At 70.5% G+C, this 13,160-nt stretch carries 12 protein-coding genes and 1 pseudogene; 1 reads left to right on the top strand and 12 read right to left on the bottom strand.

Annotated features, from left to right (window positions below; all coding sequences use genetic code 11):
* The 11 genes from VE172_RS00370 to iolC all read right to left on the bottom strand — a co-directional run.
* The coding region (locus VE172_RS00370) for an AfsR/SARP family transcriptional regulator (protein WP_414715043.1) at positions 1-193 on the bottom strand (193 nt) is incomplete at its 3' end.
* 312 nt (positions 194-505) lie between these two features.
* On the bottom strand, positions 506-1,510 hold the full coding sequence (locus VE172_RS00375; RefSeq protein ID WP_324795531.1) for a Gfo/Idh/MocA family protein: 1,005 nt from the start codon (positions 1,508-1,510) through the stop codon (positions 506-508).
* Positions 1,511-1,512: 2 nt separating this feature from the next.
* Complete coding sequence (locus VE172_RS00380; RefSeq protein ID WP_349258204.1) at positions 1,513-2,328, bottom strand: ATP-binding cassette domain-containing protein; 816 nt, start codon at positions 2,326-2,328, stop codon at positions 1,513-1,515.
* On the bottom strand, positions 2,325-3,374 hold the full coding sequence (locus VE172_RS00385; protein WP_324795537.1) for an ABC transporter permease: 1,050 nt from the start codon (positions 3,372-3,374) through the stop codon (positions 2,325-2,327). Before VE172_RS00385 ends, VE172_RS00380 begins: the two co-directional genes overlap by 4 nt.
* Before the next feature lie 7 nt (positions 3,375-3,381).
* Positions 3,382-4,362: a substrate-binding domain-containing protein gene (locus VE172_RS00390; protein WP_324795540.1), complete on the bottom strand. Its 981-nt coding sequence runs from the start codon at positions 4,360-4,362 to the stop codon at positions 3,382-3,384.
* A 15-nt stretch (positions 4,363-4,377) separates the two neighbouring features.
* Positions 4,378-5,298, bottom strand: coding sequence for a TIM barrel protein (locus VE172_RS00395; protein ID WP_324795543.1), 921 nt, complete (start codon positions 5,296-5,298; stop codon positions 4,378-4,380).
* An 18-nt stretch (positions 5,299-5,316) separates the two neighbouring features.
* On the bottom strand, positions 5,317-6,807 hold the full coding sequence (locus VE172_RS00400) for a CoA-acylating methylmalonate-semialdehyde dehydrogenase (RefSeq protein ID WP_324795548.1): 1,491 nt from the start codon (positions 6,805-6,807) through the stop codon (positions 5,317-5,319).
* A gap of 16 nt (positions 6,808-6,823) precedes the next feature.
* Positions 6,824-8,695: a 3D-(3,5/4)-trihydroxycyclohexane-1,2-dione acylhydrolase (decyclizing) gene (gene iolD, locus VE172_RS00405; protein ID WP_324795552.1), complete on the bottom strand. Its 1,872-nt coding sequence runs from the start codon at positions 8,693-8,695 to the stop codon at positions 6,824-6,826.
* Positions 8,692-9,567 (bottom strand): 5-deoxy-glucuronate isomerase, encoded by an 876-nt coding sequence (gene iolB / locus VE172_RS00410; protein ID WP_324795555.1) that lies wholly within the window; start codon positions 9,565-9,567, stop codon positions 8,692-8,694. Before iolB ends, iolD begins: the two co-directional genes overlap by 4 nt.
* Positions 9,564-10,433, bottom strand: coding sequence for a Cgl0159 family (beta/alpha)8-fold protein (locus VE172_RS00415; RefSeq protein WP_324795558.1), 870 nt, complete (start codon positions 10,431-10,433; stop codon positions 9,564-9,566). Before VE172_RS00415 ends, iolB begins: the two co-directional genes overlap by 4 nt.
* Positions 10,423-11,400 (bottom strand): 5-dehydro-2-deoxygluconokinase, encoded by a 978-nt coding sequence (iolC, locus tag VE172_RS00420; RefSeq protein ID WP_324795561.1) that lies wholly within the window; start codon positions 11,398-11,400, stop codon positions 10,423-10,425. The genes VE172_RS00415 and iolC overlap by 11 nt, the downstream gene beginning before the upstream one ends.
* A 134-nt stretch (positions 11,401-11,534) precedes the next feature.
* Here iolC and VE172_RS00425 point away from each other — a divergent pair, with 134 nt between their 5' ends.
* Positions 11,535-12,575 carry a LacI family DNA-binding transcriptional regulator gene (locus tag VE172_RS00425; RefSeq protein WP_324795564.1) on the top strand — a complete coding sequence of 347 codons (1,041 nt, stop codon included), beginning with the start codon at positions 11,535-11,537 and terminating at the stop codon, positions 12,573-12,575.
* 87 nt (positions 12,576-12,662) lie between these two features.
* On the opposite strand, the pseudogene VE172_RS25620 reads toward VE172_RS00425, so the two are convergent.
* Positions 12,663-13,073: pseudogene (locus tag VE172_RS25620) on the bottom strand (FtsX-like permease family protein); the annotation flags it as partial.
* Positions 13,074-13,160 lie beyond the last annotated feature (87 nt).

Raw genomic sequence — 13,160 nt, forward strand, 5'->3', positions numbered from 1 at the left:
GCGCGCTGCGCGCCTGGCGGGACAGGCTCTCGAAACGCCGCAGGTCCACGTCGCCGTCGTCGGCGGTCAACCGATACCCGTCCCGCGACGCCTCGATGACGGCGCCCAGGTCCCGTCGTAGCGCGGCCATCGCGTTTTGGACCTGACGGCGCGCCGTGGCGGGCGGAGCGTCATCCCACAGCACCTCGACCAACCGCGAGACCGTGACGACATTCCCCGAATCGAGTATCAAGGTCCCCAGAAGCTTCGGGCGATGGCGGCCAGTGATCGCGGCTGGTTCGCCGTCCCGCTTCACTTCGAGCGGACCGAGAATCCCGAACTCCACGTCACCTCCGATGCCGCTCGCTCCACGCCAATCGGACTATACCGAGATGGCACCATTCCAGCCACCCTGGCGACGACCTTGTAGCGGACCTGATGACTATCGCAGTCCACTATGTCCAAGCATCAAAGGAAACCCCATTCGCGGTAGCGGCGACTCACCACTTGGTGCCGTCGGGTGACGTCACATGTAGAAGGCCGGTTTCTGTCGCATCGGGACGGCGAGGATCTCGCCGCTGTCCAGCGCCTCCACCGTGGAGTCGCCGATCACGGCGGCGGCGTAGCCGTCCCAGGCGCCGGGGCCCGTGACGGTTCCGTCGGCGGCGGCGTCGATCCAGGACTGGAGTTCCAGGGTGAAGGCCGCGGCGAAGCGTTCCTTCCAGGTCTGGGGGATCGGCTGGGTGAGGGTCGCGTTCGAGCGGACAAGGACCTGGGCGGGGTCGGGGAGCTTCGCGGTGCCCGTTTCGCCGACCGTTTCGCACTGGATGTCGTAGCCGTATTGGCAGTTGACGAAGACCTCGACGTCGATGCGGACGCCGCTGGCGGTGGCGAACAGCATGATCTGGGGGTCGGCGAGGTGGTCGTGGCAGTGGGTGGTCCCCTTGGGGCGCAGGACCTGTACCGAGGTGATCTCCTCGTCGAGGAGCCAGCGGACGATGTCGATCTCGTGGATGGCCGTGTCCTTTGTGGCCATCTGGGAGGTGTAGGCCTCGACCGAGAAGGGGTTGCGGTGGACGCAGTGGATCATCAGGGGCTCGCCGAGGTCGCCCGAGTCCAGCAGCCGCTTCATGTCGCGGTAGTGCGGGTCGAAGCGGCGCATGAAGCCGACCTGGACCAGGCGGCGGCCGAGGGACTGTTCGGCCTCGACGATGCGCAGGCAGTCGGCGGCCGTGGTGGCGAGGGGTTTTTCGCACAGGACGGGTTTGTCGGCGTCCAGGCAGCCGAGGACGTATTCGGCGTGGGTGGGGCCCGAGGAGGACACCAGGACGGCGTCCACCTCGGGCAGGGCGATGAGTTCGGCGCCCGAGGAGAGGGTTTTGGCGTCAACGGTCGCGGCCACCGCCTGGGCGCGGTCGGCGTCGACGTCGCTGACCGCCACGACGCGGGCGCCGTGGCAGTCCTGTGTGATCCGTCGAATGTGGTCGGAACCGATGTTGCCGGTGCCGATGACCCCGATGTTGACCACCATTGTCATTCCTCCTGTTCGGGCGATGGCGGGCGGTCGAGCTCGTGGCGCAGGGTCTCGAGCTCGGCGCCGCCAGCCATGTGATGGGTGAGGTCGTCCAGACTCAGGCCCGCGCGGGGGGAGTCGAGCTCGACCTCGCCGAGGTTGAGCACCACGAAGTGGTCGCCGACCATGTAGGCGTGATGCGGGTTGTGGGTGATGAACACGACGCCGAGACCCGCCTCGCGGGCGGCGGCGACGTAGCGCAGCACGACGCCCGACTGCTTGACGCCGAGGGCCGCGGTGGGTTCGTCGAGGATCAGCACCCTCGCGCCCAGGTAGATGGCGCGGGCGATCGCCACGACCTGGCGTTGGCCGCCCGACAGGCTGCCGACGGGCAGGTCGATGTCGGGCAGCGCGATGCCGAGCTTGCGCAGCTGTGCGTCGGTGACGGCGCGCATCCGCGCGACGTCGAGCCGGCGCAACGGTCCCAAGCCGACGGTGAGCTCGGAGCCGAGGAAGAAGTTGCGCCACACGGGCATCAGCGACACCAGGGCGAGGTCCTGGTAGACCGTGGCGATGCCGCGGTCGAGGGCCTCGCGCGGCGAGGACATCCGGACCTCATCGCCGTCCACAAGGTACTTTCCGCTGTCGTGCGGGTGGAGGCCCGACATGATCTTGATGAGGGTGGACTTCCCCGCGCCGTTGTCGCCGAGGACGCAGGTGACGGCGGCCGAGGGCACCGCGAGGCTCACGCCCGACAGCGCCGTGATGTTGCCGAAGGTCTTGCCGACGCCTTCGAGCCGGATCACGTCGGTGGATTCATCGTTCACGCCGCTCACCTCCTGCCCGCTTGGCGCCGCACCCACGCGTTGATCACCGTGGCCAGCAACAACATCGCTCCGACGAAGAACATCAGCCAGTTGTCGTCCCAACCGGCGTAGACGATGCCCTGCTTGGTCATGCCGTAGATCAGCGCGCCGATGCCCGCGCCGACCGCGGTGCCGTACCCGCCGGTGAGCAGGCAGCCGCCGATGACCGCGGCCATGATGTACAGCAGCTCGTTGCCCACGCCCTCACCGGATTGCACGGTGTTGTACGCGAACAGCAGGTGCATGCCGCTGAACCAGGCGGCGGCGCCCACCAGCATGAACAGCGCGATCTTCACCCTGTTGACGGGGACGCCGACGGCGCGCGCGCTGGCGGAGTCGCCCCCGGCCGCGTAGATCCAGTTGCCCACCTTGGTGCGCAACAGGACCCAGGTCGCCACCGCCACGAACAGCAGCCACCACACCACGGCGATGCTCACGTCCACGCCGCCGATGGTGAACTCGCTGGCGAACAGCGCCCGGGCGGAGTCGAAGCCGTCCATGTCGTAGATCTTGTCGGTCGCGGTACTTCCCGTGACCAGCTTGGTGACGGCCACGTTGAGGCCCTGCAGCATCAGGAACGTCGACAGCGTGACCAGGAAGCTGGGCAGCTTGGTGCGCACCAGCAGCCAGCCGTTGACGAAGCCGACCACCAGGCCGAAGCACAGCGCCGCCAACACCCCGACCCACACGTTCAGCGTGAACTGGTAGGTGAACATGGCGCCGAACAGGGCGCAGGCGATCACGTTGACGCCGGCCGACAGGTCGAACTCGCCGCCGATCATCAGCAGGGCCACGGCGACCGCCATGATCCCGATGGTCGCCGACTCGTACAGGATCGTCGACCAGGACGTGGCCTGGCGGAAGGTGGGCGCCATCGCGTAGAACACGGCGAACACCGCGATCGCGCCCACCAGCGAGCCGAACTCGGGGCGCACCAGCAGCCGCACCGCGCTCGAACGCCGGGCCACGCGCGGTGATCCGGCGCCGGGCGGCGCGGTGGAGGTGGTCTGAGTCATCGTCGCCTCACCGGGTGCCGTTCTTCGCCCACTTGGCGATGTCGTCCACATTGCTCTTGTCGACGATGGCGGGGCCGGTCAGCACGGGCTGGGTGCCGCCGCCGGAGACGTCGCCGTTGGTGTTGTACAGCCACAGCCCGTCCACCGCCAGGTATCCCTGGAGGTACGGCTGCTGGTCGACGGCCCACTGGACGTCGCCGTCCTTGATGGCGCCGACCAGTTCCTTGTTGGTGTCGAAGGTGGCCACCTTCGCCTTGCTCTTGGCCGAGCTCACGGCCTTGACCGCGGTCATGGCGATCGGCGCGGCCAGGCAGGAGACGTAGTCGATCTTCTTGTCGGCCTGCAGCTTGGAGGTGATGGACGACTTCACGTCGGGCATGTTGGCGCCGTCGACGTACTGGATGACGGTCTTGCCGTGGAACGCCTCCTTGAGTGCCTTGCAGCGCGCCTCCTGGGCGACCTGTCCCTGCTCGTGGATCACACACAGGGTCTTCTTGGCGCCCACGTCGTTGAGCTTCTTGCCGAAGGCGGTGCCCGCGAGGCTCTCGTCGTTGCCGAAGTACTCCAGCGCCCCGAGCTCCTTCCACTGGTCGATGCCGGAGTTGAGTCCCACCACGGGGATCTTGGCGTCGGCGGCCTTCTTCAGCACGGACTTCAGCGCGTCGGGCTTGGCGAGGGTGACGGCGATGCCGTCGACCTTCTGGTCGATGGCGTTTTGAATCAGCTTGGCCTGGCCGGAGCCCTCGGGGTCGGCGTAGTACTTCAGCTTGATGTTGTCCTTGGCGGCGGCGTCCTCGGCCCCGGCGCGGACGATGTCCCAGAAGGTGTCGCCCTTGGCGGAGTGGGTGATCAGGGCGATCGTCTGCTGTGGACCGGTGACGTCCTTGTCCACGGAGTCCTTGCCGCCGGACGACGAACAGGCGGACAGCAACAGGGCCGTCACCACCGTCAGTGCCACGGCGACCGTGGCCATGGAGGAGCGTTTCATGTCGGGCCTTTCGATTCAGGAGGGGGCGGGACGTTGGTGCCGGGCGCCGATCCCGCAACCGCGCAGGTAGTCCCTGGTGCGCACCGCGATCGGCAGCGGCACCCCGGGCTCGCACGGATACAGGTCCTGCTCAACGATGACGAACAGCTCGGCGTCCAGACGGGACAACGCGGAGACGATGGTAGCGGGATTCGGTACACCGGCGGGTGGCTCGACACACACCCCGCGCTTCACCGCCTCCCCGAAGGACAGCGACTCCTTCGCCACCTGGGCGAGGATCTCGGGGTCCATCTGCTTGATGTGGACGTAGCCGATGCGCTCGGCGTAGCGCGCGATCAGGTCGAGGTTGTCGCCGCCGCCGTAGGCGACGTGCCCGGTGTCCAGGCACAGCGACACGTGCGCGGCGTCGGTGCCGTCCAGGAACCGTTCGATCTGGGGCTGGGTCAGGATGTGGGAGTCGGCGTGCGGGTGCAGGCACAGCCGCACGCCGTAGTCGTTGACGAGGATCTTGCCGAGCTCGTCGGCGGCGCGCAGCGCGGTCTTCCACTGCTCGTCGCCCCAGTGGGGCGACTGGAGGAGCTCGCCGGTCTTGTCGTCGCGAAACAGCGGCGGGATGTACACCAGGTGCTCGGCGCCCTGGGACGCCGCCAGCGCGGCGACCGCGCGGGTGGTGGCCAGCATTGAGTCCCACAGTTCGGGCTGGTGCAGCGACCCGAAGACGGTGCCGGCGCTGACCCGCAGCCCGCGCGCGGCCACCTCGTCGAACAGCCGTGCCGGGTCGGTGGGCAGGTAACCGTAGGGGCCCAGCTCGAGCCACTCGTAGCCCGCCTCGGACAGCTCGTCGAGGAACGTCGACCAGGGGAGTTGCCGGTCGTCGTCGGGAAACCACACGCCCCAGGAGTCGGGCGCCGAGCCGAGCTTCAATCGTGTCGTCATGGTCGTCGCCTTTCGGTGTCACCGGGACGTCGGGAAGTTCAGGTGGGACTCCGCGTCGAGCCGCGAGCGCGGCCACCGCGAGGTCACCACCTTCAATCGGGTGTAGAAGCGCACGCCCTCGGGGCCGTGCATGTGGCTCTCGCCGAACAGCGAGTCCTTCCAGCCGCCGAAGGAGTAGTAGGACATCGGCACCGGTATCGGGACGTTGACGCCCACCATGCCGACGGTGACGCGGCGTTCGAAGCGCCGGGCGGCCTCGCCGTCGCCGGTGAAGATCGCGGTGCCGTTGCCGTACGGGTTGGCGTTGATCAGGTCGATGGCGGCGTCGATCGAGTCGACGCGGACCACGGCCAGCAGGGGCCCGAACACCTCGTCGCGGTAGACGTCCATATCGGACGTCACGCGGTCGAGCACCGTGGGGCCGATGAAGAAGCCGTCGCCGTCGACCGACAGGCCGCGTCCGTCCACGACCGCCTCGGCGCCCGCCTTGACGCCCGAGTCGACGTATCCGGCGACGCGCTCGCGCGCCGCCGCGGTCACCACCGGGCCCATCTCGACGCCGGCCTCGGTGCCCGCGCCGACCTTCACGCCGCGGGCGCGTCGCTCCAGCGCCGCGATCAGGGGATCGGCGGCGGCCCCCACGGCCACCGCCACCGACACCGCCATGCAGCGCTGCCCCGCCGAGCCGAAGGCGGCGGCCGACAGCTGGTCGGCGGCGAAGTCGACGTCGGCGTCGGGCATCACCACGGCGTGGTTCTTGGCGCCGCCCAGGGCCTGGACGCGCTTGCCGGCGCGCTGGGCGCGCCCGTGCACGTAGCGGGCGATCGGGGTGGAGCCGACGAAGGACACCGCCGCGATGTCGGGGTGGTCGCAGATGGCGTCCACCGCGGCCTTGTCGCCGTGCACCACATTGAACACCCCGTCGGGGAGTCCGGCGTCGGCGTACAGCTGGGCGATCAGATTGGACGCCGAGGGGTCGCGCTCGCTGGGTTTCAGCACGAAGGCGTTGCCGCAGGCGATGGCGACCGGGTGCATCCACATAGGCACCATGACGGGGAAGTTGAACGGCGTGATGCCCGCGCACACTCCCAGCGGCTGGCGCAGCGAGTGCACGTCCACGCCGCCGGACACCTCGGCGGAATGCCCGCCCCGCAAGGCGTCGGCGATCCCGCAGGCGAACTCCACGACCTCGCGGCCCCGAGCGATCTCGCCGCGCGCGTCGTCCAGCACCTTGCCGTGCTCGCGGGTGACGATCGCGGCCAGCTCGTCGCTGTGGCGCTCGATGAGGTCGCGCAGCTTGAACATCACCCGGGCCCGGGTCGACAGCGAGGCCTCGCCCCAGGAGTCGAAGGCCGCCCGCGCCGCCCGCACCGCGTCGTCCACATCGGAGGGATCGGCCAGGCGCGCGTCGGCCTGGTGCTCCCCGGTGGCCGGGTTCCACACCGCGGAGGTGCGCCGCGACGCGCCCGGGGTCGCGGCGCCGTTGATCCAGTGCTCGATGGTGTTCATGGTCTCGATCTCCTGATCACAGGTAGTGGCGCTGTGCCTGTCGGGCCCGGTCATACTCCACCTTGGCCTCGGCGGTGGACTCCAGCGTGGACGTCTCGGACACCGGCACGTCCCACCAGGCGCTGGACTCGGCCGACGGCGCCCGCGGGTCGGTCTCCACGTACACCACGGTGACGCCGTCGCCGCCCTTGGCGTCGCCGAGCGCCGCGCGGAACTCCTCCACCGTGGACGCCCGCAGCACCCGCGCGCCGAGGCTGGCGGCGTTGGCGGCCAGGTCCACGGGCAGCACGTCGCCGTCGAGTCGGCCCGTCGCGGGGTCGCGGTAGCGGTAGCTGGTGCCGAACCGTTGGGAGCCAAGGGACTGCGACAGACCACCGATGGAGGCGAAGCCGCGGTTGTCAACCAGCACGATGACGAGCCTCAATCCCTCCGACACCGCGGTGACGATCTCCTGGGACATCATCAGATACGAGCCGTCGCCGACCAGCACGAAGACCTCGCGGTCGGGCTCGGCGAGCTTGACGCCGACGCCCGCGGCGATCTCGTAGCCCATGCACGAATACCCGTACTCCACGTGATACTGCTTGGGATCCCTTGAGCGCCAGAGCTTGTGGAGGTCGCCGGGCATGCTGCCCGCGGCGTTGATCACCACGTCGACCTCGTCCACGGCGTCGTTGAGGGCGCCGAGGATCTCGGACTGCGAGGGCAGCGGGGCGTGCTTGAGGTGGCGAACCCTGTCGACCTCGTGGTGCCACTCGTTGGCCAGGTCGCGGGCCCGCTGGGTCCAGTCCCGATCGGCGGTCCAGTCGCCCACCGCGAAGGTCAGCGCCCGCAGCCCGGCGCGCGCGTCGGCCACGATGGACACCGCGCTGTGCTTCACCGCGTCCAGCGCGGCGACGTTGAGGTTGACGAACCGCACCCGCGGGTCGGCGAAGACGGTGTGGGAGGCGGTGGTGAAGTCGCTGTAGCGGGTGCCGACGCCCAGCACCACGTCGGCCTCGGCGGCCAGAGCGTTGGCCGCGCGGGTGCCGGTGGCGCCGATCGCCCCCACCGAGCGGGAGTGGTCCCACGGCAGCGATCCCTTGCCCGCCTGGGTTTCGGCCACGGGAACGCCGGTGCGGTCGGCGAAGTCGCGCAGCGCGTCGCAGGCCAGCGAGTACTTCACGCCGCCCCCGGCCACGATCAGCGGTCGCCGCGCCGCCGTCAGGCACTCGATGGCGCGGTCGATCGCCTCGGGCTCGGGCACCGGGCGCCGCACGTTCCATACGCGGGTGTCGAAGAACTCGCTCGGCCAGTCGAAAGCCTCGGCCTGCACGTCCTGCGGCAGCGCCAGGGTGACCGCGCCGGTGTCGGCCGGGTCGGTGAGCACCCGCATCGCCGCCAGCGCCGCCGGGATCAGCTGCTGCGGACGGTTGATCCGGTCCCAGTAGCGCGACACGGGACGGAACGCGTCGTTGACGGACACGTCGCCCGAGCGGCCGTCCTCCAGCTGTTGCAGCACCGGGTCGGGCAGCCGCGTGGCGAAGAAGTCGCTGGGCAGCAGCAACACCGGCAGCCGGTTGATGGTCGCCAGGGCCGCGCCGGTGACCATGTTGGTCGAACCCGGGCCGATCGACGCCGTGCACGCCATGGTGGACAGGCGATCGCGCATCCGCGCGTACGCCACGGCGGCGTGCACCATCCCCTGTTCGTTGCGCGCCAGGTAATACGGCAGGTCCAGCTCCTCGCCGTCCTGCAGCAGGGCCTGGCCCACCCCGGCCACGTTGCCGTGCCCGAAGATGCCGAAGCACCCGGTGATCAGCCGCTGCCGAACGCCGTCGCGCCGCGTCCATTGCGCGGCGAGGAATCGCACCAGTGCCTGCGCGGTGGTCAGCCGGATCGTGCTCACCGGATCTCGCTTTCCTGTGTGGACGTCAGTGGCAGCCGGGGGTCGAGTTCCTGTTCCTCCCAGGTGTCGCGGATCCAGCCGTGCGCCGGGTCGTCGCTGATCCGCCAGGCCCGCTCGCCGGGGCCCGCCATCACGTTGAGGTAGTACAGGTCGTAGCCGGGAGTGGCCATGGCGGGTCCGTGCCAGCCGTGCGGGATCAGCACCACGTCGCCGTCGCGCACCTCGGCGAGCACGTCGATCGGGCGGTCCTTGGTGCCGTAGACCCGTTGGTAGCCCATGCCGCCGCCGTCGACCTCGAAGTAGTAGATCTCCTCCAGTTCGGATTCGGTCGGGCCGGCGTGGTCGTGCTTGTGCGGCGGATACGACGACCAGTTCGCCCCCGGCGTCAGCACCTCGCAGGCGATCAGCCGGTCGGCGTCGAACGTGGACGGTGTGCAGAAGTTGTTGACCTGTCTGCTGCACTGCCCGGCGCCGCGCAGCTCGACCTGGACGGACTCGGCCGGTCCATAGCGGACGGGAAGCCGTCGTTCGCAGCGCGCCGACGGCAGCGCGAAGTGCCCGCCGTCGACGCTGGTGATGGTCGCCTCGGCATCCCTTGGCAGGTAAGCGAAGTCGGTGACGCGGGAGAACACGCTGGAGCGCCCGGCGAGCTCGATGGCGGTGCCGTCGCACTCGACCACGCAGCCGCCGATCAGCGGCAGCACCAGCGTCTCGGCGTCGCCGGTGGACACCGCGTGGGTGCTGTCGGGGGCCAGGCCCAGGACCCGCAGCCCGCAGTAGGTCCACTCGGCCAGCTCCGGCGTGATGACCGTCCGGTATGGATAGTCCGGAGTGCTGCCGGAGGGCCAGTGGTGACGATGTTTGTGTCTCACAGCAAGCTCACCGCCGCGTCAGTGGCCGCCGCGACATCGTCGTCGGCGGGATACAAGAGGGAACGACCGACCACCAGGCCGCGCACCGTGGGCAGGTCCAGCGCCCGGGCCCACTCCTCGCGCAGCCGCTCGGGCTCGTCGCTGGATTCGCCGCCCAGCAACAGGATCGGCAGCGTCGTGGCCGCGGCGACCCGCTCCATGTCCGCCACCACCGGCAGCTTCAGCCAGGTGTACGCCGACGAACCGCCCAGGCCCGAGGCGATCCCGACCGACGCGACCACCGCGTCGGTGGACAGGTCGTTGACCAGCCGCCCGTCGACCCGGCTCGACATGAACGGCTCCACCATCGCCACCAGCTGCCGGGCGCGCAGCGCGTCCACGGCGCGGGCGGCCGACTCCAGCGTCGCGGCGCTGCGGTCGTCGTCCAGGTCGACGCGCAGTAGCATCTTGCCGCCGTCGAACCTCGACTGGGCGATGGACGCGGCGCCGTAGCCGGTGAAGCGATCGTCCGCCTCGAAGCGGGCACCGGCCAGGCCGCCGCGGTTCATCGAACCGAACACCAGCTTGCGATCCAGCGCCCCCAACAGCAGCAGGTCCTCGAGGATGTCGGCGGTGCCCAGCACCCCGGCGACCCCGGGGCGCGACAGCGCCACGCGCAGGCGATCCAGCAGCTCGGCCCGGTCGCTCATGTCGCCGCGCCCCGCCCCGGCGCGGGTGACGCCGCGCGCCGGATGGTCGGCGGCGACGATGAGAAGCCTGCCGCCGGCGGCGATCTCCGCGCGCTCGCGCACCGCGGCCGCCGTGGTGATGGCGCACGGGTTGCGTAGCCGGGTGTCGGTGAGCCGACGCAGCTCCTCAGCGCGCATCGCGCACCTCGGCGAGCTTGTCCAGCACCTCGTCCTGTGTGGGCATCGCATCGGCGCACGACAGCCGCCCCGCCACGACCGCGCCCGCCGCGTTGGCGAAGGCCATGGTGCGCAACAGGTCCCAGCCCGACAGCAGCCCGTGACACAGGGCGCCTCCGAACGCGTCGCCCGCCCCCAGGCCGTTGACCACCTTCACCGGCGCGGGCGCCACCTCGACCTCGCCGGAGGAGTCGGCGGCCAGCACGCCCTTGGGGCCCTGCTTCACCACCGCCAGGCTCAGGCCGCGCCGCACCAGCGCCCGGGCGGCCTCGCGCGGGTCGCGGGTGCCCACGGCGATCTCGGTCTCGTCCAGGTTGCCCACCGCCACCGTCGCCAGCTCCAGGGCCTCGCGCACCCAGGTCGTGGCCTTGCCGTGCGAGTCCCAGAACATCGGGCGAAAGTCCAGGTCCAGGACGGTGATGCCGTGGCGGTCGCGCGCCTGCAGCGCCTCCAGGGTGGCGGTGCGGCTGGGTTCGGCGCACAGTCCGGTGACCGTCACCCAGAAGACCTTGGCGGCGCGCACCGCGTCGAAGTCCACGTCGCCGACGGTCAGCTCCAGGTCGGGCGCCTTGGGAAAACGGTAGAAGTACAGCGGAAAGTCGTCGGGCGGGAAGATCTCGCAGAAGGTCACCGGAGTGGGCAGCTCCGGCACGGTGACCACGTACCGGTCGTCCACCCGGTACCCGGCCAGTGCCTTGTGGACGAACTTGCCGAAGGGGTCGGCGCCGGTCCCGGTGATCACGGCGGCGCTGTGCCCGTAGCGTGCCGCGGCGACCGCGACGTTGGTGGGACTGCCGCCCAGGAACTTGCCGAAGCTGGTGACGTCCTCCAGCGACATGCCGACCTGCTGGGGGTAGATGTCGACGCCGACCCGGCCCATGGTCAACACGTCGAAGCCGTCGCCCGGGGCGCCTTGGTGTGTGCGCATGGGAGCCTCCACCAGCCTCACTGCTGGATCTTTCGTCCACATCGGCTCACGCGCGCTACTAGCGCGCGCTAGTCCCGTTACGATGGCATGGAGCACCATCGATGTCAACATCCGCAGACCCCCGAGTTTTGATCATGGACGAGAAGGCAGGCAGCGCCCGCGGCATACCGCCGCGTCCCCGAAAACCCACGATGTCGGACGTGGCGGCGCGGGTCGGCGTTTCGCGCGCGGCGGTGTCGCTGGTCTTCCGCAACGCCCCGGGCGCCAGCGCCCGCACCCGCGAGCGGGTGTTTCGGGCCGCCGCCGAACTGGGCTACCGGCCCGACATCGCCGCGCGGCTTCTGGCCAGCGGGCGCAGCCGGATGCTCGGGGTGCTGTTCACCGTCCGCAATCCGTTCCATGTGGACATCGTGGAGACCATCTACCCGGCCGCCGAGGAACGCGGCTACGACATCGTGCTCAGCGCCCACGTGCCCGCGCGCGACGAACACAAGGCCATCGAGGCGCTGATCGGGCACCGCAGCGAGGCGCTGATCCTGTTGGGGCCCATCATTCCCGCCGCGGAGATCGCGGCCCTGGGGCGGCGGGTGCCGACGGTGGTGGTGAGCCGTCGGCTGCGCGGGGAGCCGGTGGACGTGGTCACCACGCGCGACCGCCCCGGCGTGCGCGAGGTGATGGAGTACCTGATCGGGCTGGGACACCGCGAGATCGTTCACGTGGACGGCGGTTCGGGACCGGGATCGGCGGAGCGGCGGCGCGTCTACCGCGAACTGATGCGCGGCCACGGCCTCGGGGACCGGGTGCGGGTGATCACCGGCGACCACACCGAGGAGTCCGGGGCGGCGGCCGCCGGCGCCCTGCTCGCGCTGCCGCGGCTGCCCACCGCCGTGTTCGCGGGGAACGACCTGTGCGCCATCGGCATGCTGGATGTGTTCCGGCGGGCCGGGATCAGCGTCCCCGAGCAGATCTCCATCGTGGGCTACGACGACAGCCGCATCGCCAGGCTGTCCCATATCGACCTCACCACGGTGCGCCAGGACGTCCCGCGGCTGGCCGAGGAGGCGGTGCGGGCCGCCGACGAACAGCTGGACGGCGCGCGAGAGGCCGGAGCCGAACTGCTGCTCGACTCCGGCCTGGTGGTGCGCGGCACCACCGCCCCGCCCCGGATGGGGTAAGTCGGCACCCACCAGCGCCGTGGTGGCGGGCTCGCGCAGCGCCCGCCGGGTCGGCAGCAGGGTGGCCAGATAGGCCATCGCGCCCACCAGCGCGGCGATCCCCGGGATGACCCACAGTGGACCCTGCGGCCACGGCAGCCCCAGCAGTCCGAGACCGAGGATCGACTGGGGGACGACCGACAGCAGCAGCCCGGCCCCCGTGGCGATCGCCGTCATGATGAGCGCCTCGCGCCGCATCATGAGGCGCACCTGGTCGCCGGTGGCGCCGATCAGCCGCAGCACCGCGAACTCGCCGCGCCGCCGCACCGTCGCCGCCACCAGGCTGTTGCCGACGCCGAGCAGCACGTATCCCAACAGCGCCAAGGAGACCACCTGGTTGACCCACTGGTCGGACGCGGGGGCGCCCGCGCCGAGGGCGGCGGCCCCGGGATCGGCGCGGCGCCCCGGGCGGTGGGCGGCCCAGCCTTGCACGGAGGCGCCGCCGCCCGAGGTCAACACGGCGTCGTATTGGCGGGTCGTGGTGTGGCGGGTGATCAGGTCGGTGGACGCGATGACCTTGCCGAAGCCGAAGCCGCGACGATAGGT

This window comes from Stackebrandtia sp. (assembly GCF_035643755.1).
GTDB lineage: Bacteria > Actinomycetota > Actinomycetes > Mycobacteriales > Micromonosporaceae > Stackebrandtia.

What these genes read in the sequence shown, in the direction of transcription:
- VE172_RS00375 (WP_324795531.1), bottom strand. Translation starts at nt 1,510, where the DNA reads ATGGTGGTCAACATCGGGGTCATCGGCACCGGCAACATCGGTTCCGAC.
- VE172_RS00385 (WP_324795537.1), bottom strand. Translation starts at nt 3,374, where the DNA reads ATGACTCAGACCACCTCCACCGCGCCGCCCGGCGCCGGATCACCGCGC.
- VE172_RS00390 (WP_324795540.1), bottom strand. Translation starts at nt 4,362, where the DNA reads ATGAAACGCTCCTCCATGGCCACGGTCGCCGTGGCACTGACGGTGGTG.
- VE172_RS00395 (WP_324795543.1), bottom strand. Translation starts at nt 5,298, where the DNA reads ATGACGACACGATTGAAGCTCGGCTCGGCGCCCGACTCCTGGGGCGTG.
- VE172_RS00400 (WP_324795548.1), bottom strand. Translation starts at nt 6,807, where the DNA reads ATGAACACCATCGAGCACTGGATCAACGGCGCCGCGACCCCGGGCGCG.
- VE172_RS00415 (WP_324795558.1), bottom strand. Translation starts at nt 10,433, where the DNA reads ATGCGCGCTGAGGAGCTGCGTCGGCTCACCGACACCCGGCTACGCAAC.
- iolC (WP_324795561.1), bottom strand. Translation starts at nt 11,400, where the DNA reads ATGCGCACACACCAAGGCGCCCCGGGCGACGGCTTCGACGTGTTGACC.
- VE172_RS00425 (WP_324795564.1), top strand. Translation starts at nt 11,535, where the DNA reads ATGGACGAGAAGGCAGGCAGCGCCCGCGGCATACCGCCGCGTCCCCGA.